The sequence below is a fragment of the Paenibacillus sp. sgz302164 genome (assembly GCF_056120505.1).
On record NZ_JBVYOL010000011.1, the window covers coordinates 14,542 to 36,285 of the forward strand.

A 21,744-nucleotide genomic window follows, 5' to 3' on the forward strand; every position below is an offset into this window, starting at 1 on the left:
TTGCTGCTTTTAAAGGACATGGGTTTGGATCCGTCGGGTGAGGACGCCCGCAGATTGATCGGCCTCGTGCGTGACCACATCACCTGGCCGCGGCAAATGGGTGGCCGACCCTACTTCGATGGCGAGACCGAACCCTGTGTCAATGGTTGGATTCTTGGAGTGGGGGCCTACTTCGGAGAGGCAAGCGATCGGCTAGTTGATCGACTCCTCGGTGAGCAGCTTGAGGACGGAGGCTGGAATTGCGACGCACCTCAAAGTCGACGTTCCTCGTTCCACAGCACCATCTGTGTCCTGGAAGGACTATTAGAATACGAGAAGGCTAAGGGTGAAACTGCTGTGGTGACCGAAGCCCGTGTCCGGGCACAAGAGTACCTTCTGGAGCGTCGCATGTTGAGGTCCCTATCATCAGGCGAGGTGATCGATCCAAATTGGACACGTTTCTCGTTCCCGACCACGTGGCATTACGACGTGCTGCGAGGTCTGGATTACTTACGCAGTGCCGGTGTCGAACCCGATGAACGGGTCACCGAGGCCGTCGGTCTGGTGGCGAAGAAACAAGACCAAGACGGGAAATGGCCGCTCGAGAACTCTCATCCTGATCGAGTTCACTTCGACATGGAAGATGTGGAAGGCGAGCCTAGCCGCTGGAACACTCTCCGCGCCTTACGAGTACTAGACTGGTATTCAACACGGCACTAGAGAATACGAGACTAGGGTATCCTTGATGAAGTTAGAGGATTATGCTAACGGATACAATAGTGAAATAACTACAACTGGAGCAGGCGCCGCGGCGACCTGCTCCAGATCGTTGAAGTGATGGGAGGTTTGTTGAATAACTTCACGAATTCCCAAGATATAGGATAAGAAATTAAGGAACCATTAAAAAAGTAGGTGGTCATAATTTTAGAGAAGTTGTATGGAAAAAACTTAATGGATTCATTATATTAAATTGTTATTGTTTCTCTTAGGTGAACCGCTGTCCCCGTCTGCCAATTCGACAAGCCTCTGGATGCCTTCTCTCAATAGCTGCTCATTCAGATAGGAATAGCTGAGGCGTATCCATGATTTGTACTCCTTGAGCGGATCGCAAATCGCTCCGGGCACAAAGGTGATTGATTGCTTGATGCATGTACTGAGTAAACGTTCAATCTCCACCGTTTCCGGAAGCTTCACCCATAAGTTGAATCCGCCTGCAGGGGAGTTCCACTGCCAGTCGGTAGTGGATAATTCCTGTTCTACGATATCCTTGCGGACCGCAAGCGCAATGCGAAGCTTCTCCATATGCTGCTGCAGCCGCTCGGAGAAAAAATAATGCAGAAAAATTTTCTGATTCACCAAAGGCGTCCCGCTGTCCGACAACAATTTGGCTTTTATCAGGTAGTTCATGATGGAAGGGCGGCACGCAGCGATGGCGATGCCGAGGCCGGGAGCGATATATTTGCTGAAGCTGCGAAGATAAATGACCCATCCTGCCGTATCGTAAGCAAAAAGAGGCAGTGGGGGCTCTTCGCCAAAATAAATGTCGCGGTAAGGATCGTCCTCTAATAGCAGACATTGATACCGCTCGGCAAGCTCAACGAGCCTTTTCCTTTGTTCGGCGGGTACGATATAGCCTGTTGGACTTTGAAAGGTGGGATTTAGATAAAACAGCCGCGGCTTGTAGGCTTGCATCAGCTTCTCTACCTGCTCCAGATCGTAGCCGTACGGGTGGATCTCGACCGGAACGATAGCTGCGCCTTGTCTTCTGAAAATATCAATCGCCGTGCTGTAGGTAGGACGCTCCAACATAACGGCATCTCTCGGCTTGACCAGTGCTCTGGCAACCAAATCCATGGCCTCCTGCGATCCGCAAGTGATCAACAATTCGTCTGCAGACAAGTGAAACCTATGGCAATCGGTAAAGTAACGGCACAACGCATCCCGCAGCTCCTGGTCTCCTTGCGCGGTAAAGTAGGTGCCGAGCATTTTGGGATACAAATCGAACACTTGCTTCACATATTCCGAAAAATAAAGATTGGGGAGCAGGTTCGGGTCAAGCAGCGATCTCGACAGTACATATTCAGCCTGCACCTGATGGATTTCAGAAAGATGGCTTTCATGTACGTAAGCGGAAATGATCGGATTATTCAGCGAATCTACAGGAAGACTGCTGTCCGGTCTCACATAATAGCCGGATTTGTCCTTTGCTTCGACGATCCGATTCTCCTTCAGCAGCTGATAAGCTTTAAAGACCGTCAGTCGATGCACATTGAATTCCATCGCCAGCGAGCGGATGGAGGGAAGCTTTTCATGCGGCTTCCATTCTCCGCGACGGATCCGATCCAGAATATAGTCATAGATTTGTTCAAACAGTTTGCCTGCATATCCGCTTGAAAGAACTGTTTTTTTCATATGTTTTGCCCCCAAGCCCATTAACCCGAAATACGCACTTGCGCGTGTGTCTCAATTATACAGGAAATTCCCGCCTTCTGTTCTGGTCCACTCGATCTGTTCTATTCACCTTCGTTTATGATGGAAAATAAGGAGGCTGATCAATTCTGCCGGAAAATCCACATAGCTCATGAAAGAAGGTTTTAGGAATGAACAGAAACACTTTACTAACGGGTATCGCCTATTGTTTGATTCCTGTGTTGGCGTGGGGAGGCATGTTTCCCGTCATGCAAGTTGCTTTGAAGGTTCTCGATCCGTTCTATTTCACAACGATTCGCTACATATGTGCTGGCCTCATTCTTCTGGGAATGCTGATCGTTTTCGAAGGGAAGAACGTGCTCCGATTGGAGGGGAAATCGTGGAAGTTATTGTTTTTTGGCGCTGCAGGGTTTTCGGGCTTCGGTTTTCTTACCTTTGTCGGACAACAGCTCAGCGGACCGTCAGGCGCAATCATTGCCTCCGTTATCATGGCGTTAATGCCACTAGTGACGACGTGCGTAAATTGGGCTATGAATAAAAGTAAACCCAAGCTGTCTACTTTTATTTCAATTTTCATTGCGCTTTCAGGCGCACTGCTAGTCATAACAAATGGAGATCCCTCCCTAATCGTTCAAACCAAAGAGCATATTGGCGCCAGTCTGTTGATTATGCTCGGTGCTCTATGCTGGGTCATTTATACGATGGGTGGCAGTCAATTTGCAGGCTGGTCGCCGCTTCGCTACACCGCTTTGACAACGTGCTTCGGATCCTTGATGAATATTGTAATCGTGCTGTCGGCAACGGTTTTCGGAGCCTTGACGATGCCAAGCGTGGAGAGGATCGGAAGCACAGGGTCGGAACTGCTGTATATGATCTTGATCGCAGGCGTACTTGCCGTGTTCACGTGGAACGTCGGCAATAAAATTTTGAAGCCGGAGAACGGCATGCTATTTATGAACATCGTCCCTGTTACGACAGTCACGATCAGTGCCCTCCAGGGCGTTGAAGTCGGAAGGTTGCAGTTTGCAGGGACCTTCATCGTGATCATCGCGCTGGTGATGAATAATTTGATTCAGAGACAAAGGAAAAAAGCAGGTGAATATGCAAAATGACCATTCTTGAGCATTATCGGAAAGTACTGAACGGAGAATTGGAGCAGTCTCCCGTTGAGCGCCTTATGGGACTGAAGCTAATTAGCGTAGAAGATGGCGAGGCTGCGTATGAAATGCAGGCTTCGGAACAACACGCGAATCCGCAAGGCACATGCAACGGCGGCATCATCGGCATTCTCGCTGACATGGCCATGGGCATTGCCTACGGCTCTACCTTGCAAAAAGACGAAACCTTCACCACGATCGAGATGAAAGTAAACTTTTTTAGACCTGTGTGGAACGCCAAAATAAAAGCCCATGCTGCGCTGTATAAGCGGGGACAAACCATCGGGTTCATCCAATGCAATATTACTGACGAGAACGGTAAACTCATCGCTCATGCCTCAAGCACTTGTATGACATTAAGGGGCGATAAGGCGCAAGGCAGGTAGGCCCGCAGGACATGCCCATGAAACGAGCGGCGATGGCTGCTTATGAAATTAGAATATTTTTGAATATATAAAAAGGTCCAGCATGAAGGGAGAGATATTTTGGAGAAATGTAAAGGAATTGCAATTGTTGAAATGATATTTGATAATAAAGATGACTACGAACGCAAAGATTATCCTTTCTTGGTCATAGGGAAACTTATACCGAAATTTTCTTATACTATTCCGGAGGAAAATGCTTGGGGCATATAAGATTAAGAACAAGCGAAGAATCTTATTTTGCTTCTATCGACAGACTTATTGTATTAGAAAATAGCAGAGGAAAAGGAATAGGAACCGCCTTGCTAAACAAGGCAAAGGAATGGGCACAATTACGACGCGGCTACCAGCATAATTAGGCAGCCGCGTTGTGCTAACGAGCAGTTTAGCTTGAAAGAAGATACGAGGATTATGCTAATATTACATTAATATGGTATTGGTTGTGAGAAGAGGAGACGAAATTGATGGAGACCATTAGTGATAGGCTAAAAGAAATACAGCAACACATTGACGAAATGAATATCGGTGATTTTTATGTAATTAGTACCGACCATGCAGGGAATGTTGTTCTGGCAGGCAGCTTTGATTTTAGCTATTATCACAATATCGAGATTAACTTCCACGAAGTTTCGTTTATCTCTTGTCCGCTTAATCTGTTTATGATTGATACAATTCGTTTAGCAACCGTGGAAGAATCCAAACAACTTGGCGATTGGTCATACGGGTATCACGAAGGGATTGTCATATGTCTTGAGGATAAGGTCTATAAGCACAAGTTTTTTCTTGTTTCCTCAGATGTTACCTATGTAAAAAGAACGGTCTATTATTATAAGAGGAACGACCTAAAGCAAGATGAGACAATAGCTAATTGGGTTCGATGAATGGTTAAGGGACGGGCAGTTATCTTCAATAAATCGTGTTAAAATATGGATGTAGATGCGTTCACCAAAGCAAGAATTTATTTGAGGGTGAAGAAGTGAAGATACCCACTTTTTTATATTTTATGGATCAATATCGTGATGTGCTACAGTTGTCAGATACAGATCTAATTAAGTTATTTGGTGAGTTGGAATCAGACGAAAATAAAAAGAAGCTTCTTAACGAAGTTTTAGTGATTGAGAAAAATCTGAGGATGGAAGATTGGGAAATGGAGAAGTCTGCTTCCCATTTATGTAGTAAATACAGCAAAAGACGCATTAAAAGGATAATTCAATTAATACAGAACGAACTTTGATTTGACAAGACAAATTAATCAAAGATTAATTACTTTTTAAAACCAATGGGAGACACGGTAGTTCATTAAAACAATATAACAGGGCTACCGGCATGAATCGGAAGCCTAGTTATGGGCAGGATCGCTTAATCACTTCGGCGAATCAATTGAATTATTACTAAAGAAGGTATGAGGATAATTACACTTTCAAGAATGGAATAGAATTAAGAAAAGACCAGTTGGAATCTACACTTTTAGAGCTAGAAATTTTGAGAATATGGGCACAATCTAATCTTAGGAATAATGATTTGGAATATATGGTCACTAGAATTGATTTGCTTACTAAAGAATTACCATTTGCCTTTAAAACAGAAGGTACCATTTTATGGATCGGATAGCTTCATGCCTTTCAAGGTTTCTATTATAAAATTTTGGATGAGTTTAGTTACCCATTCTAACGGGAGACGATAGTGAAATAACTACAACTGGAGCAGGCGCCGCGGCGACTGCTCCTGAGCGTTGAAGTGATGGGAGGTTTGTTGAATTACTTCACGAATTCCTAAGTGGTCTTGAAAGGGATTTCGGATTAGATCATTACAGAACATTATTTGAGAAAGTGAACAGAGGGTGCGATAAAGAAAAATGCCAGTGAGGTGTGTATGAAGAAAACCCTTTTAGTTAATGTCAGTTACTATGTCGAAATAGATGAAGATGTATATGAACTTTCCAAAGGAATCGAAAATCAATTGTGCGAGAATCGAACATTAGAGTCTGCTGGCGAGAAAGTGTTCCTAAAATGGAACCAATCTTCATTCAAGGTTTTGAATCCAGATATTATGAATTGCGGTAGATGCGCGAATTGTGGTTGTTGGACAACAGACATGGAAAAAAACAATTCAATTTTTGGATTAGACAGCGGAGCGGTTCACAATAATAAATTACTATGTGATGAATGCTTGCCTCCCGACCATAGGTGGGCTTTTTGATTAACCTCATATCCTGAAAACTGTAACGGATACGATAGTGATGGAGCTCCTTTTTTAATTGAAGTAATGGGAGTTTAATGCAATTCACATGTAGTATGGAAATACAGTAACTTCAACTCAGGGGATGATAGCTTGTTACCTGCTCTTTTAGATAAAGAAATACCCTTTAAGAATGAAAACTGTCGTTTAAGAATTACATATTTTCATGGAGACTATTTAATTACAGTTAGTCAATACAACGATGATAATCAGTTGTTGAAAACGAAGCTATTTCTTCACTTTGGGCACCGCAATACAAGTTTTAGGGAAGTATTTTACGCATATCGACATGACGGATTCAATGAGGTGGCAGAAATATTCCGAGATCTTGCATTCCGACTTTATGGTGAAGGGAACTGGTCAAATAACGATAGGAAACGTAGAGGATTGACCCCAATTTCCATTAAGCATCTCCATTGTGACTAACGGATACTATAGTACAATCACTGCAGGTTGCCAGCAAGATAGGCAGCCTATTAAGGAGCTTAGAATTTATGAAAAGTCGATTAGAACAAGACATAATATCAACGGCAGAAAGCTTTACAAATAATTTTTCTGATAAAGGACATTTTGATTTTAGTGTGCAAAGTCTACGAAAAATAGACGATATTCTAGAAGAGTTACGTGAGTATAAATTAGATAATGATGAACTGGATTCAGTTTCTTCTATGGCTGGAAGTTACATTTTCGAAGTGGCAAGAAGGAATTATGGCGGCCAGTACTTTTGGGCACAAGATAGAGACCAACCTGTTTTAGTTACTGGCGAGCCGGAATATTCAATCTCAATATTTGCATTCGATAAAGTAAGATGCAGAATTAAGAATGGTAAAGAAGATGAGATATCATATTATTTTGATGGCTATATCGAGGCAATTGAAAAAGGTAAGAAAACAGGATACTGTGCTACAATTGTTTAGAGCTTAGTAGATGAATACTAACGGGTAGCATAGCGTAACAAACGACATTGTTGTGGGCATAAGATATTGTGGGGTTCTTTGGAAGTCAGATCCAGGTTATCATAAGGTGGTAATTATGAAGTCAACAAAGATTAAATTAGCACTCCTTAGTTTTTTCATGATTATTTCCATTGCTTATTCTGTGAACATTATAAAATTATTCAAAGATACAAGTCATATTGATTCTAGTCCGGAAGCTTCAATTGAACAATATTTGAGATCCAATACCAATGAATATAAGATTATAAGTGTTAATTTAAAAGAAAGAAATTTTAGAAATCGTATCTATTTGGTTGAATGCGATTGTAATTTTAAAAACGAAGAGGACAGAGGTATCCAAAGATATAATTTCTATTTAATAGATGATTTAGGTTGGATTGTAGATAAACTCGAGATGACAAAAAATTAAAGCAGTTAAGCGGACCTTTTTAAGCGCTTACAACTGATCGATTGCTAAGCTTGTCGGCGAAACAGAATAATTTTTAGAGACATGTTGCGTGCCCAGCGAATCGAACTGCTCAAAAGTGTGCAGCCGATCATGAAGCGGCTTGGCTAAACAAAAAACCTGCGAAAGTGCAGGCTTTTTCGGAAAAAGCGGTTCGTTTTTGAGAAAAGCCTGCAAATGTGCAGGAATTTTCGACTCAAACGGGCCTAGGCTCATCTGGACACCAAAAAGCCCGCGCAATTGCAGGAATTTTACTTTGCAAGTGCCTTACAGAGCAAAAAGATGTATTTTTGCAGGCTTTCTCCGCGCAGCCAGGCAATCGTGCTCCTATAACGGGTGATTCTCTCTACGCTGTTAAGCAGGTGTTTGGATGACTCATGCGCCATATTGTCCGAAGTGCGAAAGTTACTATAAGTATTATAAAACTTTTCCCATTTATTGGGGTATATATTGTGTAGCCAGCAATCATTAGGGGTATGCCACAGATTTTAAGCAGATGATCTGATAGCAAGTAACGGAGGTGCAGCAAACGATGCGAAAAAAATTGGCGTTAGCTTTAACAATCAGCTGTTTTCTGTGTACGAGTGGCGAATGGAGGGCGAACGTTGCCTATGCGGAATCCACCGTCTTAGATCTTCCTCATCCAGGTGAGGATACGATTACTATACTGGAAGATAGCCCCTTATATGATGATCAACGGAAAGAGATAGGACTGCTAGGGCCACAGACGGTGAAAATTCTTAAGACGAGGGAGGTTCGATGGGGGCATGGCGAAGGCTACAGAAGACCCATTTACTTAATCCCCACATGGCTTGGCGATCGGTGGATTGCTCCCAACCGGGCTTTGCTGGGGAATCCGCAGCCGTTGGCGACGAAACTAGATCTCAGCCGGGTCGAACGGCTCTATAACGATCCTTTGCTGTCAGAGCCAACCGGCGGGCAATTGGCGCCTCAAATTGTAACAACGAAAGCGAAATGGGATGAACATTATTTGATCGAAACAAGGTCCGGGGACAAATGGGTTCGTCCTACGTATCCTTTTTTAGAAGGGGTAAGAGAGGTTCAGGAGGAAGTGGAACTGTTGAATCTCACGCCGCTGATGCGATATCCTTATGGTTTGGAAACAGGCTCCAGTCTATCAGCGCAAACTGTAGAGGTCAAAGAAGTATGGCGCGAGTGGCATCGAATCGATTCCTGGCTAGGGCCTGTCTGGTTTAAGCTGTACGAGGCGGATGCGGTGGATGCGCACCACAATCTTGAAGTCAACTTTGGTTACAGGTACATAGATGAAAAAGATCCTAAGCTGACACATATGACTGTAGACATAAAGCTTGGACCGAAGTGGCGTGCGGTGAAGGAAGCTATGAGCGTCGATTTCAAGATCAATTTTTATAATGGAAAGGGAGAGCGAGTTGCTACCTCCAGAACAGGTGGCGCTGAGCTAAACGGCGCTGATTCGAAATCAGTGGATATATTGGTGGATGGCAGTTTGAATCAAGGGTATGTTTACGCAACGATACAGATCACTAGAATGTCCGATAAAAAAGACCCTGAACTTGATGCTTCTACAGCGATGGACATCGCCGATCCTGCGCAGCCGAAATTACGGATTGGAAATGTAAGCGTGAGACAGGACGGAGAATTCAGCATCGTCAATGGGCAGTATGAGCTTGATGCGAAGGGAGCGAATCAAGTGAAAGGACGAATCACCTTCACAGATCAGAAGGGTCAATTGATGGGGACGGTGCCGCTTGAACTGATTACCGATGCTGCTAATCCCGGTAAAGGGACGCCTTTTACATTCGAATGTGTCATCTCCGGAAGTTTGAAACACTACGCAAACGTTAAGCTCGAAGTCGATTCGATTGCTTCGCTGAAATAATAATTTGGATACCGATGTCATTGTGCATGCAATTAGGAGGGGAATAATTTGGATAAAAGAAAGCTAACGTTGTTTATCCTTATTATTTGTATTGTTTTGCTAAATGTGTTTGCAAGCTTCCGATGGAATTACAACAACTATGAAGGTGACATGAAATACAAAACAGATCGTTGGACTAATAAAGTTTGGGTTGAATTTTATCCGCCTCTTGCTATAACAAATGGGATAGAAGTTCCACTAATTAATACTACAAAGTTTGATTCATACACTCAATTAGAAGCACATGTAAAGAAAAATGCCGTTTCCGGTTATTTGGTGAGTGAATGGCTCGAGAGAATGAAATTAACTTACTTGTATTATGGGATCAACTCATTTCTAATATTTAATATACTGCTATTAATAGCAATGATCATAAGAACAAGAAAGAGTCTCGCGAATGCCAAGAGGCGATGGAATTGAATCTCTAACACTTCTGTCCTGTCCAAATATTTAGGAAGTTAACCCAACCAAAATATTTCCTTTTGTCGTATAAGTCTTGAGATACGATCATGAGCATGAAATTGGGAACGGTATAATCGGAATGCCTGCAGATTCTTTCTTTGCTCCAATGCCGATAAGGAAAGGGCGCGTACATTTCGAGTATTTAATCTTACTGGCGGCACAAAGGCTCCCTTAAATGACGGCCATTTCGGAAAGTGGATCAAGTAGCTAAGGATAAGAGGTTTCATTCTCGTACGCCGGAGTGCGTCCATTAGGAAAATTCTGGCTGCCCGATGGTCTGGATGTGTATCATCTGCTCGATTTACAATGATCGTTTTAGGTTTTACTTTTTTAAGAATTCCCGTAAATAAAGAAATAGCTGTTTTTCTTGTATAAGGTGCATTTCTATGAAAGGAAAATGAATATCTGGCACGGTCCCATAACGTAACAGGAGAGCGAAACACTTGGTTTTCATTTGTACTTTTAGCTATAGGGAGTGAATGAGCATCTGGAAACCCGAAAAAGTATAACCTATTTGATGGAACGCCTAAAAATGCTTCCGCTCTAAGAGCTTCCAAATGCCGAATGCGCCCAAGTCTGCGAAAAGAGGCCGGAATAGGTGGTGCATGAAGGAAATTTCGGATGGAATCTGTGTTTGCATCGCCATTGGTTAAATAAACAATGTGGACTGGTTTGCCGGATCGGATGGCTTTTTGAATGACTCCTCCGGAGGATAGAACATCATCATCGGGATGTGGTGCAACAATCAAAATGGGACCCCGCAAATCCTTAAACGTAATAGGCGTCATAGGCTACGAATCGTCTCCTTCATCAAAGTAGTGGTAAGCTATTCATGATAATCGTATTCGTCAATCGTCTTTGTGTGTAACATTTTAACCAAAATAAATATGAATCATCATTTGTCCGGTCATATCGGTTTCCGAAAGCATAAGCTATGCAAGCAGAACTGAAAATCGCGGAAGGGGGCGTTTGAAGAAGTGAAGGTCTTGATGTTAATTGATCGCCTTAAAACCGGTGGGACCGAGACACATGTATTGTCCTTATCTAAATTTTTGCTTATTAAAGGTAATCGGGTCGGGATTGCAACAAAAGGAGGCCCGCTAACCTCTGCTGCACGAAAAATGGGGATATCCGTGCATATACTACCCATGCAAAAAGAAAAGTTGATGAACCAGATACAAGGCTTATACAAGATTGTTAACCGAAACAAGTACGGCATTATTCATGCTAATACTAGGCTTAGATTGGCCAATCGTTTTCAACGCGCGCATCCTGGCATTCCCCTTATAGTTACAGTGCATAGTACCTATGAACCGAAGAACGATCTAAGAGCTTCAGTCGTTTCCTCCAAAAAAATTGTTTCGGTTTCTCCGGGGCTGTCACAATGGTTACGGAAGAGTGGAATCCCTGCGTATAAAATTCAACTTATTCCGAACGGAATCAATACTAAGCAGTTTCAGGCCAATCAGCCTAAAAAAAGATGGAGAAAAGCCCTCGGCTTGCCACAAGATGCTCAGCTTTTAGTCTATGCCGCAAGGTTCGAAAGGGATAAATATCCGATAGCCCAAAAAGTCATCTTGGCTGCTGAAAAGGTTGCGCGAAGCAACAAAAAATTTGCGGTAGTGTTATATGGTCCAGGTCCTTTTCGACGACAGCTTTCACAGTTGGCCCAGAAAGTGAACCAACGTCTTGGACGAAGAGTTATTCTTGTTAAGGGACCACTGACTTCGATTCAAAATGCTTATTATGCAGCAGATATCGTCGTAGGAACTGGTCGTGTCGCGCTTGAAGCAATGGCATGCGCCAGACCGGTTATCGCAGCTGGAGTGTCTGGATATTGCGGGATCGTTGGACCCAATTCCATTGCTAGGATGAAAAGTTATAATTTTGGTGACCATGGTTCCATGATATCTCTCCATGCAAACAGACTTGTGAAAGATATAAATTTCCTCCTGAAACACCCACAACGGTTACGGATATTAGGTGAATTCAGTTCGAAAATGGTAAGGAGGGATTTCTCGATAAGTAAAGTAGGGGGACAGTATATTGTACTTTACCGAAAATTTATAAAAACGGCATAAGGATGATCGCAGCAGACCGGAGGCATGTTACACAAGAATGGAGCAGCAGGCCGCGGCAGCTGCTCATGTCGAAATCCTGAAGAGGGGATTAGTTTCACTATCTGAAAGCAGCCATGCAGTACGTAAAGAAGATCGCCCTTCGCTTGGTTATGAGGCAAGACGAGACGATCAAGCTTGGTTCAATATGTGGTTGTCGAACAAGGCATCAATGCAGCCATTTTGACGCCCAACCGTAGATATCCGAAATAATCGGCCCCACATCTTTTCCCTTTTCCGTTAATTGGTATTCTACTCTTGGCGGAACTTCGGGATAAATCGTTCGGGTGACCATGCCAGCGGCTTCGAGTTCTTTTAACCGCTCCGAGAGAAGACGGCCGCTGACATCTGTATCTTCTTCAAGTTGGCAGAAACGTTTCGGTCCGGAAAGCAACTGAAGCAAAATGGTAATCGCCCATTTTTTACCTAATATATCCATTGCTTGGGTGACGATGCATGTTCTCGGTTTTTGCATAACGGATCATCCCTCTAATCTGATTAAGTTTATTATTAGTATAACACAAAAGTTACTTGAAATAACTAAATTACTGTTATATAGTTATGTTACATAAAGTAAGTATTGGGAATGGGAAGATTAATCAAGTTTATTTTTTTAAGCCAATACTTACTTTTAGTAATATATTTATTAGTAATAACTAATGGAGGAGAGGACAGATTTTCGGCAGACCCTCACCTATTGGGGGGATATGTCTGAGTATAACGAAAAATATTTGAAGACGAAGATTAGCCGTGCCGGTCACTTAAATGAAGGCGAAAGTGCATAGCGACATGGATTTGGCAGCTTTAGCTATGTTAGTTTATTATCGATACAAAGGGGAATGAACAAATATGAGACCTGATTATCAACCGTTATTCGAGGATTTGACTTTGAGAAGTGGTGTCAAGCTAAAAAATCGTCTGGCGATGGCGCCGATGACGACGATGTCCGCCAATCCGGACGACAGCGTCTCGGATGCGGAAATCCGTTATTATGCCCGAAGGTCTGGGGGAGTCGGCATGGTCATCACCGCATGCGCTTATGTCTCTTCGAGCGGCAAGGGGTTCCCCGGTGAGATTTCCGTGCATGACGATACATTCATTCCAGGCTTGAAACGCCTTGCGGCGGCAATTAAGGAAAAAGGTGCAAAAGCTGTATTGCAAATTTTTCACGGCGGCCGGATGTGTCCGGCGGAATTCGTGCCGGACGGCGATGTCGTGGGCGCAAGCGAGGTTCCTCCTGCAGAAGGCTTGGGTCTCGGGACGATGAAAACGCCGCGGCCGCTTTCGAATGAAGAGATCGAAGGGATTATCCGCGATTTCGGCGAGGCGACGAGAAGAGCCGTCGAGGCCGGCTTCGACGGGATCGAAATTCACGGAGCCAACGGCTATTTGCTCCAACAATTTTTCTCGCCGTATACGAACCGCCGCGAAGACCGCTGGGGAGGGAGCGTGGAGAATCGGTTGCGTTTCCCGATGGCGATTGTGGACGAGGTCCTGCAAGCGGTACGGGCGCATGCCAAAGAGCCGTTCCTTGTCGGATACCGCTTTTCTCCGGAAGAACCGGAAACGCCGGGCATTACGATGGCGGAAACGTTCGTATTAATCGATGCGCTGGCGGATAAAGGCCTGGATTACCTTCACGTTTCCCTGAACGATTTCTGGTCGGCTCCGAGACGCGGGACGGAGGATACCCGTTCGCGAATGGAAATTATACAGGAACGAGTTGGTGATAAAGTCCCTGTCATGGGTGTCGGCGCCATCCGAACCCCCGAAGAAGCCGCGAAGGCGTTGCAAACAGGTGTATCGCTTGTTGCGATTGGCCGCGAGCTTGTCGTAGATCCGGACTGGGCGGAAAAAACGATGGAAGGACGGGAAGCCGAAATCGCCACGACGATGACGAAAGACGCTCAACAAAAGCTGGTCGTTCCCGCACCGTTGTGGCAAATGATCCTGCATGTTCCCGGCTGGTTTCCCCTCGCTGAATAAACCCGTTTCACGAGCATCACAAAAAGCAGGCCAAAACTGGAACAATACAGTCTTGGCCTGCTTTTTTTAGTCATTCAATTATCGTACCCGCTAGCTCTTCAAGATTTCTTCGTAAGCGTAGTTACTCAATTGTGTTTTTCGTGGCTTTGTACATCTTTTCTGTGTATTCGTCGACTTCATCCCGTGACATGCGTAAGCGATCCGCAGAAGTACCATATCCGATTTCCTTTTTACTACCCTCTTCCAGTTCTTTAAAAATTCCATCTGCGAAGGCATCTAACGGTTCTCCTTGCGTATGCAGCCCCGCTCCACCTAAATCTGTATTCACCGCCGGAGGAGCAACTTCAATTACTTCTACAGACGTATCGGAAAGTTGGTGTCTTAGACTCATTGTAAATGAATGAAGCGCCGCTTTTGTTGCTGAATAAATCGGAGCGATCGCAAACGGTGTAAAAGCTAACCCGGATGTTACGTTAATGATAGCCGCCTCTTCTTTTGTTGCAAAAAATGGAGCGAATAGCATAGCGAGATGGAAAGGTGCTTCCATGTTGGTTGTGATTTCTTTGCTGAAATAACTCCAATTGTTCTTCGCATCCGCTTTTAACACATTAAAGCGTTGTTGGATCCCTGCATTGTTAACTAGCACGTTCACTTCCGGATAGTTCGCTGTTACCCAATCAAATAATGCTGTACGCTCGGATTCCATATCCAAATCACTTACACGAGTAATAAGGCTAGGGAATTTTTCTTTCGCATTTTGAAGTACATTTTCGCGTCGTCCGCAAATAATTACTTTATTTCCAGCTTTTATAAAACGCTCAGCAAAAGCTAATCCTATTCCGGCACTTCCGCCTGTAATAAGTATTGTATTTCCTGAAAGTTTCATTACAATTCCTCTTTTCCGTTATTTTACCATTCCATTATTCTTCTTTTCTTTCCTGAATGCGTTTTGTATAACGTGTAATTTTTACGTCAATTCCTTTTAAGGATTCTGTCATCGTCGAAATTTCAGCTAGCACAGCTTGTTTGTGATTTTTCATCATTTCAAGTCGGAGTTCAATGGTGCTATCTCCTTTTACTACCCAATCAACGTATTGTTTGATACCACTTATTGGCATATGCGTGTTTTTTAAATAAATAACGATTTTAAGGAGCGTAAGTTGATCTTCTGAAAATAACCGCCTGCCGGCTTCATCACGCTCGATGAGCGGTAACAGTCCTTTTTTTTCATAATAGCGTAACGTTGATTCTGGAATATTGAATTTGGCCGCAGCTTCGCTAATTGAACAATACTTCATTTGGAGGCCTCCAAAATTTATGTTTCATTGCCGACAGGAATATGATACGACTTAAACCATGGTTTAAGTCAACAAAAAAATTTGAATTTCCGGAAGAGTCCCGTCAAGTACTGCGTTTAGCGGGCTGCATTGGCAATTCTTTTGATATCCGGCTGTTGTCGATGTTAAACGGCACTGCAGCGTGCCAAAGAATTAAGGCACCTGTGTGAGCGAAGTCCCACATTTTTTTTGCCTTTCTCCCCCGAATGGGGGATTTTTTTATTGTTGAAATAGTTTTAAAGTTAGACATGAACGACAAAAGTTGACAAAAAGGAGTGGAAATTTAGATATTTATTGTCAGCTGTAAGAAGGCCTATATGACTAAGAGGAGTGAAAGAAGCACTATGCGTATAACAAGTATTATGAAGCATTTAAACAGAGCGGCCAGGGTCAATACGGTGCTGCTGAAAAAGGTTTCCATTCATTTATTGCTGGGATTGATGGTATTAGCTTCGTTTTCTTCACCTGCATCTGCCCAGCCGAATCCTGATCTTACCCCGCCTGCTTATATCGGTTCTACTTCTAATAACGGAAATAATGTATATTTGAACTTTAATGAAGCTATTTCAATTAATAATACAGATGCTTTGACTGATAGCACTGTGACTGATGCTGTTTATTTGAAAAAGAACATGAGTATAGCGATTGACGGAGTAAACTTTGTACCGCTATCGGAACTGATTGTTGTATCACCTCCGGGTACGGGCCCTGCCGGTCAAACTCAAATTTACTTGGTTGCCCAAAATGAAGTGAAAGTCATACTAGGTACGAAAACGCTGATTAAAATCGCCGGCGGCACGCTGAAGGATGCGGCAGGAAACCTTAATGATGTGTTGACTCTGCATGTCACCCCTCCGGTCATCCAAACCGCAGTAATTAGCAGCGACTATCACGAAGTGACGATTGGCTTTCATGAAGATGTTATTGATAATACCAATTCCGGGGGAATCTCTAACTTAAAGAATTACATTCGCTTGTTGAAAGATGGCGCCAATACGAATACTGAGACAGAATTGACCACAGACGATAAGGTGTCCATTGTTTCCGGAAAGCTGGTCATCGATTTTGCAACGGCCCTCTCAGGAGCGACTAACCAAATTAAAATAATTGGCGGCGCTCTTAAGGACACTGACGGAAATGTTCTTAATGACAATGCGGTAACCCCTATGCTTCAAGGAGGCGCAATAACCGAAGATACGATGGCGCTTAAATTGTTAAGCAGCTATTTAACCAATAGTTATCAAGATTTAACTCTGGTTTTTAATAAAGATGTGCAGAATGCCCGAAGCGATGCTGCGAGTTTTATAGCAGGAATACAGTATTTTGGCAATGTTACCTACTGGCAGTGGAGAAGCATTCCTTCAGATGCAACTGTGACATTCTCGGGTAAAACGGCAACCATTCATTTTGCAGCGCCATTGATAACTGGTTATCAATATATGTTTCAATTTAATGCGAATTCTTTTAAAGATGCATCCGGGAACATTCTCAAGAATAATGTTAACGCGGGTTACTTTTACCCTGGTCAAGCGTTAATATTCGAAAATGGGAGCATTTCGTATGATGGCCGTTGGTTGAGGATGGGCATGAACTGGCAGGTTGGCGGTTTAGTGGATCGAACCATTGTTAATGGGGTATCGCACTTAAAAGATCAAATTACGATTGACGGCTCTCCTTTGGACGCGCAGGATGTTGTGACTATCCAAGGGACTGGCATCGGCATTTTCTTTCATGACGCGAAAAAGAGCGGCACCGTTCGGGTAAAAGTTGCCGCGAACGCATTAAGCGATTTGGGCGATAATGCACGGAACGCAGCGATTAACCAAGTGATTGCTTATAACACGCCTGGTATTACAGGATATTTCTTAAGCGATATAGCAAGTGAATTTTTGTTCAATGATAACGCTGAATGGAGAAGCAATGTTAGAGACATAATTATTTCCAACAGCGGAGCTGCCAGACCACTTCAAAGTTCAGAATATATTCTGGCTGCAGGCAGGCTTACGATTAACAAAGGTGTTTTTCAAGAAGGAGGTAATTACCAAATACTGATCAATGCGGATGGCTATAGCACTAAATATTTTAGTGGCCGAGCCAGTAAATCGTCTGAACTATTTTATATGACTGCGCCGGCGGTAACTACGGACAACGGAATTACGGCCAAGGTAAATATATTGAATAATGTGGGTACTAATTCTACTACAGGAACGCAATCGGTTGTTTTCGAATTAATGAACGGAACGACGCCGGTTAGTATTGTAGCTTCTAATTTGCAGGTTAATACAGGAATGTATTCAGCCAATTTCAATGTAACAGACGCTGCAACGAATCCTAATTATACCGTTCGAGCATTCGTGGTGAATAAATTTAATAATGACCCGACGAATGTTGGCTTGAATTTGGCTACAGAAGTGACGCGAACCGAATATGATCTAAAACTGATTGACTATATCAATGACAATGACTAGGGGCGAGAAAATGAAGCTTCGAACATTTAGTTTGCTTTTAATACTCAGTCTTTGCTTGGGGTTAGTGCCAATCGCTGCTTCAGCCAGCGCTTCGATTTCCGTGAATCCCATTTCATCGATGCAACCGGGCGGTTCAGTGACGATATCAGGCACAACCACTTTAAGCGAAGTCATTATTCAGGTGCTTCGTCCCGGCAACAGCACGGTGTTTTATGATATCGCCAAGGTAACGAGCGGACAATTTTCAGACTCTTTTACATTGGGAAGCAATGAGCCGGCAGGTACCTATACCGTTATTGCCGGACAAGCGGGTCAGGTGGATACTAAACAGTTTGATGTAATAGCACAGACACCGACGACACCGACGACACCACTAAGCAGCAATGCGGATTTGAGCGCTCTGACGCTGTCGAGCGGTACGCTGACTCCTGCGTTCGCACCCGACAAAACTTCCTACAGTGCTAGTGTGGATAACGCTGTATCCAGCATAACCGTAGCGGCCAGCGTGTCCGATAGCAACGCTGCCATGACAATAAACGGTGCAGCGGTTGCAAGCGGCGCGATCAATCTGAACGTAGGAATCAACCTCATCAACATCGTAGTGACAGCGCAGGACGGGACATCGAAGAAGCCATATACGGTTGCGGTGAACCGCGTCGCACCGGCAGGAGGCGGCATTGGTGGCGGCGGCGGCGTCAGTGGCGGTTCAACGACCCAAAGCAGCGACAAAGTTACCTCAAAGGACGGTAAATTAACGCTTCCCGCAGGTAAAATAGGCGAGGTTAGTTTGGACGATGCGGTTACGATCTATATTCCTGCCGATGCTGCAGGCAAAGAACTGAAATTAACGATTGAAAAATTGTCGGACACTCAAAAGCTTCTAACGAATAAAGATGTTCTAACCAGCCCGGTTTTCGAAATTTTGAAAAATTTCGCAGAGAACTTCAGCAAGCCGGTCACGTTGACCTTTACCTTCGATCCGAAAAGCTTGAAGGGTCATCAGAAGCCCTCCGTCTTCTATTATGACGAAGCGAAGCAGTCCTGGGTGGAGGTTGGCGGCGAGGTGAACGGCAATACTATCACCGTAAAGGTCGATCACTTTACGAAGTATGCGGTATTCGCTGTAGGACAAGCGGCAGCAGATACGCCGCCAACGATTACCTTCAGCGATATATCCGGACATTGGGCGGAAGCGGGCATCAAGCAAGCGGTAAGCACCGGAGTCGTCAGCGGTTATCCGGACGGCACGTTTAAGCCGGATCATACCGTGACACGCACGGAATTTGCGGTCATGCTGATGAATGCGTTGAAGCCGCAAGGAGAAGGAACGGCGCTGACGTTCTCCGATACCGCGAAGATCGGGGGTTGGGCGCAGAAAGCGGTCGCGCAAGCGGTAAAAGCAGGCATTATTAAAGGCTATGAGGACGGCTCTTTCCGTCCGAACGCCGAAATTACACGCCCTGAGATGGCAGCGATGATCGCAAACGCTTTGGGCCAGTCTATCGAAGAGAGTACGGCAACAGGCTTCGCGGACGACAAGGACATTCCGGCGTGGGCGAAAGGCGCAGTGGCAGCAATGAAAAAACTTGGCATTATAAAAGGCAAAGGTACGAACGAATTTGTTCCTGCGGATAAAACGACAAGAGCAGAGGCTGTAACGGTTCTGCTAAACATGTTGGCCTACAAGAGCAAGTAAAGTAAATGAACTTGAAATGATTCTGCACGCAAAAGCAAAGCCCGGTCGATCTGCGCGAAAATATTTCGCGGGATCCCGGGCTTTTTCATGTAAATCCTGTCCCTGACTCTCCCGCAGCAGTCAGATTGGAAATAGAAAAATGTTAATAAATAGTCGGTACCATTCCCCCGTCCATACGGATTGGAGAACCTTTAAATGCGGATGCATAAGGACTACATACAAATGCAGCTAGTCTACCTATTTCAATAGGCTTGATAAATCGCTGTATTTCAGATTGAGGCAGGTTTGTAGTCATAAATTTCTTCTCTTTTTCTGAAAAAGTCATATCTTCATTAGGGTACATACCCTCAATGATTTGATGCACATTTTCGGAGAGTGTCGGTCCTGGCATGATCGTATTGACTGTAACTTCTGTTCCTATTGTTAATTTAGATAAGCTTTTTGACAATGATAACAGCATTGATTTTGTCATACAATATTGAGGCATTTGTCCTGAAGGCATAATTGCTTCTTCACTCGCAATAAAGATCATGCGGCCATAATCATTTTTCAACATTTTAGGTAAATAAAATTTAGATAATCCGTTTGCGGCGAGAACATTAGTACGGAAGTATTTTTCCCATATTTCGTCGTCAACGTCCTCGTATTGCATAATTTCATAAATACCCATATTGTTAACCAAGATATCAATGTTGGGGTATTTTTCAAATAAAGCTTCTCTTTGCCCAATATCCACAATATCGGCTGTGGCATTTTGAGGAGAGGTAGCCGGGAAATCCGACTTCATTTCATTTACAGTTCGTTCTACCTCTTCGTAATCTCGTCCATTAATTAGTACATGAACACCTTCTTTGGCAAGTTCAATGGCAATTGCTTTACCAATCCCCTTCGTTGATCCTGTAACTAAAGCTGTTTTATTGCTTAATCCCATATCCATAAAACATTTCTCCTTTTAAATTACTCCGGATAGAGATTATATTACCTTGTCTGGATGATTCAGTAACTAGCGTACTGCGCCAAAGTTCTTGTATAACCCGCCAAATGATGAAACTCAGTAAATATTAGCTCTCTGTAGAATTGGTTAGGCATTCATAGCCGTCCTTCCGAAATGTTCAGAACGCCAATTTGAAGGAGTATCACCTTCCCAAAAGCGGAAGGCGCGGTAAAACGAGTTCTGGTCCGCATATCCAATCAAGAAAGCCACTTCTTTAATATCGAGCGAGGGGTCTGCCAAGTACTCCCGTGCCTGCTCATGCCGAGCTTGTGTCAACAGATGCTTGAAGCTCGTGCCTTCGTCGGTAAGCCGGCGCTGCAAGGTACGATCGCTCATTCCCAACTCGCTCGCGATAGCCTGAACGTCGGGTCGCCCTCCTGTTAGGCTGCGTTTCATGATCCACTTGACCGTCTCGGTGATTGAACGGCTGCGTTGCTGTTCATCCAACGAGCGGTCCAGTGCGGGAGTCAGGATCTCCAGCAGCTCTTCGTTGTACGAGACAAAGGGGCGGTCCAGATCTCTTCGATGAAGCGTCAACCGGTTACATGTTGCGCCAATCCGGATACAGCACCCGAAGTAAGCTTCAAGTGCCTGTACATCGCCCATTGCATGCGAAAATTCGACGGATCGCGCCGTCAAAGGTTGACCTGTGCCCCGGCGCCCAAGCTCTAAGAGAGATGCCAGTGTGATACCAACCAGCATTGGCGGACCGGGCTGCTCGGTATGCAGCCATTCCAATTCGATTGTACAGTGCTCGCCCTCCTCGGTGATTCGTAAGCTTTCCGGGGGGCACAGTTGTTTGTACCGGGCCATTCGGTTAAGAGCGTCGCGATAGTCACGAGCATGGTAAGTCGCTAAGACGGTCGGTGGGTATTTCGCTGTTTCAAAGGCGGTGGAAAGCTGGATGATTCCTTTGGCAGGGTCGCCAATGAGATCGGAATAAGCCTGCCAGATTGCGAAATATTGGACGGTGGTAACAACTGGTTCTGTAATAATGGTGAGCGGCAGTCGTGCTTTGCGAGCTACGTCGTGGGCGGCAATCCCTAGTTGACGTAATCCTGCCCAAAATCCAGGCGGGATTTTAATGCGGTCAGAGGTATGAGATTTCATACATATGGGCCTCCTTTAACCAATTA

General features: G+C 44.2%; 22 protein-coding genes. 15 read left to right on the forward strand and 7 right to left on the reverse strand.

The window, feature by feature from the left end; all coding sequences use genetic code 11:
• Window positions 1-699, forward strand: a complete 699-nt coding sequence (locus AC0LWT_RS18950; protein ID WP_474682825.1) for a prenyltransferase/squalene oxidase repeat-containing protein — start codon at window positions 1-3, stop codon at window positions 697-699.
• Between the two features lie 240 nt (window positions 700-939).
• Here the strand turns inward: AC0LWT_RS18950 and AC0LWT_RS18955 are convergent, their stop codons facing one another.
• Window positions 940-2,391: an aminotransferase-like domain-containing protein gene (locus tag AC0LWT_RS18955; protein ID WP_474682826.1), complete on the reverse strand. Its 1,452-nt coding sequence runs from the start codon at window positions 2,389-2,391 to the stop codon at window positions 940-942.
• 188 nt (window positions 2,392-2,579) lie between these two features.
• Here AC0LWT_RS18955 and AC0LWT_RS18960 point away from each other — a divergent pair, with 188 nt between their 5' ends.
• The 10 genes from AC0LWT_RS18960 to AC0LWT_RS19005 all read left to right on the forward strand — a co-directional run bounded on the left by AC0LWT_RS18960 (window position 2,580) and on the right by AC0LWT_RS19005 (window position 9,968).
• Window positions 2,580-3,521 carry a DMT family transporter gene (locus AC0LWT_RS18960; protein WP_474682827.1) on the forward strand — a complete coding sequence of 314 codons (942 nt, stop codon included), beginning with the start codon at window positions 2,580-2,582 and terminating at the stop codon, window positions 3,519-3,521.
• Window positions 3,518-3,952: a PaaI family thioesterase gene (locus AC0LWT_RS18965; RefSeq protein ID WP_474682828.1), complete on the forward strand. Its 435-nt coding sequence runs from the start codon at window positions 3,518-3,520 to the stop codon at window positions 3,950-3,952. The genes AC0LWT_RS18960 and AC0LWT_RS18965 overlap by 4 nt, the downstream gene beginning before the upstream one ends.
• Before the next feature lie 99 nt (window positions 3,953-4,051).
• Entirely contained in the window at window positions 4,052-4,201 is a 150-nt protein-coding gene (locus tag AC0LWT_RS18970) for a hypothetical protein (RefSeq protein ID WP_474682829.1), read from the forward strand.
• Window positions 4,189-4,347 carry a GNAT family N-acetyltransferase gene (locus AC0LWT_RS18975; RefSeq protein ID WP_474682830.1) on the forward strand — a complete coding sequence of 53 codons (159 nt, stop codon included), beginning with the start codon at window positions 4,189-4,191 and terminating at the stop codon, window positions 4,345-4,347. The genes AC0LWT_RS18970 and AC0LWT_RS18975 overlap by 13 nt, the downstream gene beginning before the upstream one ends.
• A 105-nt stretch (window positions 4,348-4,452) precedes the next feature.
• Window positions 4,453-4,869, forward strand: a complete 417-nt coding sequence (locus tag AC0LWT_RS18980; protein WP_474682831.1) for a hypothetical protein — start codon at window positions 4,453-4,455, stop codon at window positions 4,867-4,869.
• A 991-nt stretch (window positions 4,870-5,860) separates the two neighbouring features.
• The gene (locus AC0LWT_RS18985; RefSeq protein ID WP_474682832.1) at window positions 5,861-6,187 is read left to right on the forward strand and encodes a hypothetical protein; all 327 of its coding nucleotides are present in this window, start codon (window positions 5,861-5,863) and stop codon (window positions 6,185-6,187) included.
• A 533-nt stretch (window positions 6,188-6,720) separates the two neighbouring features.
• Window positions 6,721-7,143 (forward strand): hypothetical protein, encoded by a 423-nt coding sequence (locus AC0LWT_RS18990; protein WP_474682833.1) that lies wholly within the window; start codon window positions 6,721-6,723, stop codon window positions 7,141-7,143.
• A gap of 115 nt (window positions 7,144-7,258) precedes the next feature.
• The gene (locus tag AC0LWT_RS18995) at window positions 7,259-7,591 is read left to right on the forward strand and encodes a hypothetical protein (protein WP_474682834.1); all 333 of its coding nucleotides are present in this window, start codon (window positions 7,259-7,261) and stop codon (window positions 7,589-7,591) included.
• 568 nt (window positions 7,592-8,159) lie between these two features.
• Entirely contained in the window at window positions 8,160-9,509 is a 1,350-nt protein-coding gene (locus AC0LWT_RS19000) for a hypothetical protein (RefSeq protein ID WP_474682835.1), read from the forward strand.
• Between the two features lie 48 nt (window positions 9,510-9,557).
• Window positions 9,558-9,968, forward strand: a complete 411-nt coding sequence (locus tag AC0LWT_RS19005; protein WP_474682836.1) for a hypothetical protein — start codon at window positions 9,558-9,560, stop codon at window positions 9,966-9,968.
• A 38-nt stretch (window positions 9,969-10,006) separates the two neighbouring features.
• Here the strand turns inward: AC0LWT_RS19005 and AC0LWT_RS19010 are convergent, their stop codons facing one another.
• Window positions 10,007-10,798 carry a PIG-L deacetylase family protein gene (locus AC0LWT_RS19010; RefSeq protein ID WP_474682837.1) on the reverse strand — a complete coding sequence of 264 codons (792 nt, stop codon included), beginning with the start codon at window positions 10,796-10,798 and terminating at the stop codon, window positions 10,007-10,009.
• Between the two features lie 189 nt (window positions 10,799-10,987).
• Between AC0LWT_RS19010 and AC0LWT_RS19015 the strand changes: the two genes are divergently transcribed.
• Complete coding sequence (locus AC0LWT_RS19015; RefSeq protein ID WP_474682838.1) at window positions 10,988-12,091, forward strand: glycosyltransferase; 1,104 nt, start codon at window positions 10,988-10,990, stop codon at window positions 12,089-12,091.
• Window positions 12,092-12,296: 205 nt separating this feature from the next.
• Here the strand turns inward: AC0LWT_RS19015 and AC0LWT_RS19020 are convergent, their stop codons facing one another.
• Entirely contained in the window at window positions 12,297-12,602 is a 306-nt protein-coding gene (locus tag AC0LWT_RS19020; protein ID WP_474682839.1) for a winged helix-turn-helix transcriptional regulator, read from the reverse strand.
• Window positions 12,603-12,976: 374 nt separating this feature from the next.
• Here AC0LWT_RS19020 and AC0LWT_RS19025 point away from each other — a divergent pair, with 374 nt between their 5' ends.
• A complete protein-coding gene (locus AC0LWT_RS19025) occupies window positions 12,977-14,113 on the forward strand; it encodes an NADH-dependent flavin oxidoreductase (RefSeq protein ID WP_474682840.1) in 1,137 nt (378 codons plus the stop codon).
• Between the two features lie 121 nt (window positions 14,114-14,234).
• On the opposite strand, the gene AC0LWT_RS19030 is transcribed toward AC0LWT_RS19025, so the two are convergent.
• Complete coding sequence (locus tag AC0LWT_RS19030) at window positions 14,235-14,999, reverse strand: SDR family oxidoreductase (protein WP_474682841.1); 765 nt, start codon at window positions 14,997-14,999, stop codon at window positions 14,235-14,237.
• A gap of 34 nt (window positions 15,000-15,033) precedes the next feature.
• Complete coding sequence (locus AC0LWT_RS19035) at window positions 15,034-15,411, reverse strand: MerR family transcriptional regulator (RefSeq protein WP_474682842.1); 378 nt, start codon at window positions 15,409-15,411, stop codon at window positions 15,034-15,036.
• A gap of 383 nt (window positions 15,412-15,794) precedes the next feature.
• Here AC0LWT_RS19035 and AC0LWT_RS19040 point away from each other — a divergent pair, with 383 nt between their 5' ends.
• A complete protein-coding gene (locus AC0LWT_RS19040) occupies window positions 15,795-17,918 on the forward strand; it encodes a hemoblobin-interacting domain-containing protein (RefSeq protein WP_474682843.1) in 2,124 nt (707 codons plus the stop codon).
• Window positions 17,919-18,054: 136 nt separating this feature from the next.
• A complete protein-coding gene (locus AC0LWT_RS19045; RefSeq protein ID WP_474682844.1) occupies window positions 18,055-19,614 on the forward strand; it encodes an S-layer homology domain-containing protein in 1,560 nt (519 codons plus the stop codon).
• A 142-nt stretch (window positions 19,615-19,756) separates the two neighbouring features.
• Here the strand turns inward: AC0LWT_RS19045 and AC0LWT_RS19050 are convergent, their stop codons facing one another.
• Window positions 19,757-20,551: an SDR family NAD(P)-dependent oxidoreductase gene (locus AC0LWT_RS19050; protein WP_474682845.1), complete on the reverse strand. Its 795-nt coding sequence runs from the start codon at window positions 20,549-20,551 to the stop codon at window positions 19,757-19,759.
• Window positions 20,552-20,695: 144 nt separating this feature from the next.
• Window positions 20,696-21,718, reverse strand: coding sequence for a helix-turn-helix transcriptional regulator (locus AC0LWT_RS19055; protein ID WP_474682846.1), 1,023 nt, complete (start codon window positions 21,716-21,718; stop codon window positions 20,696-20,698).
• Window positions 21,719-21,744 lie beyond the last annotated feature (26 nt).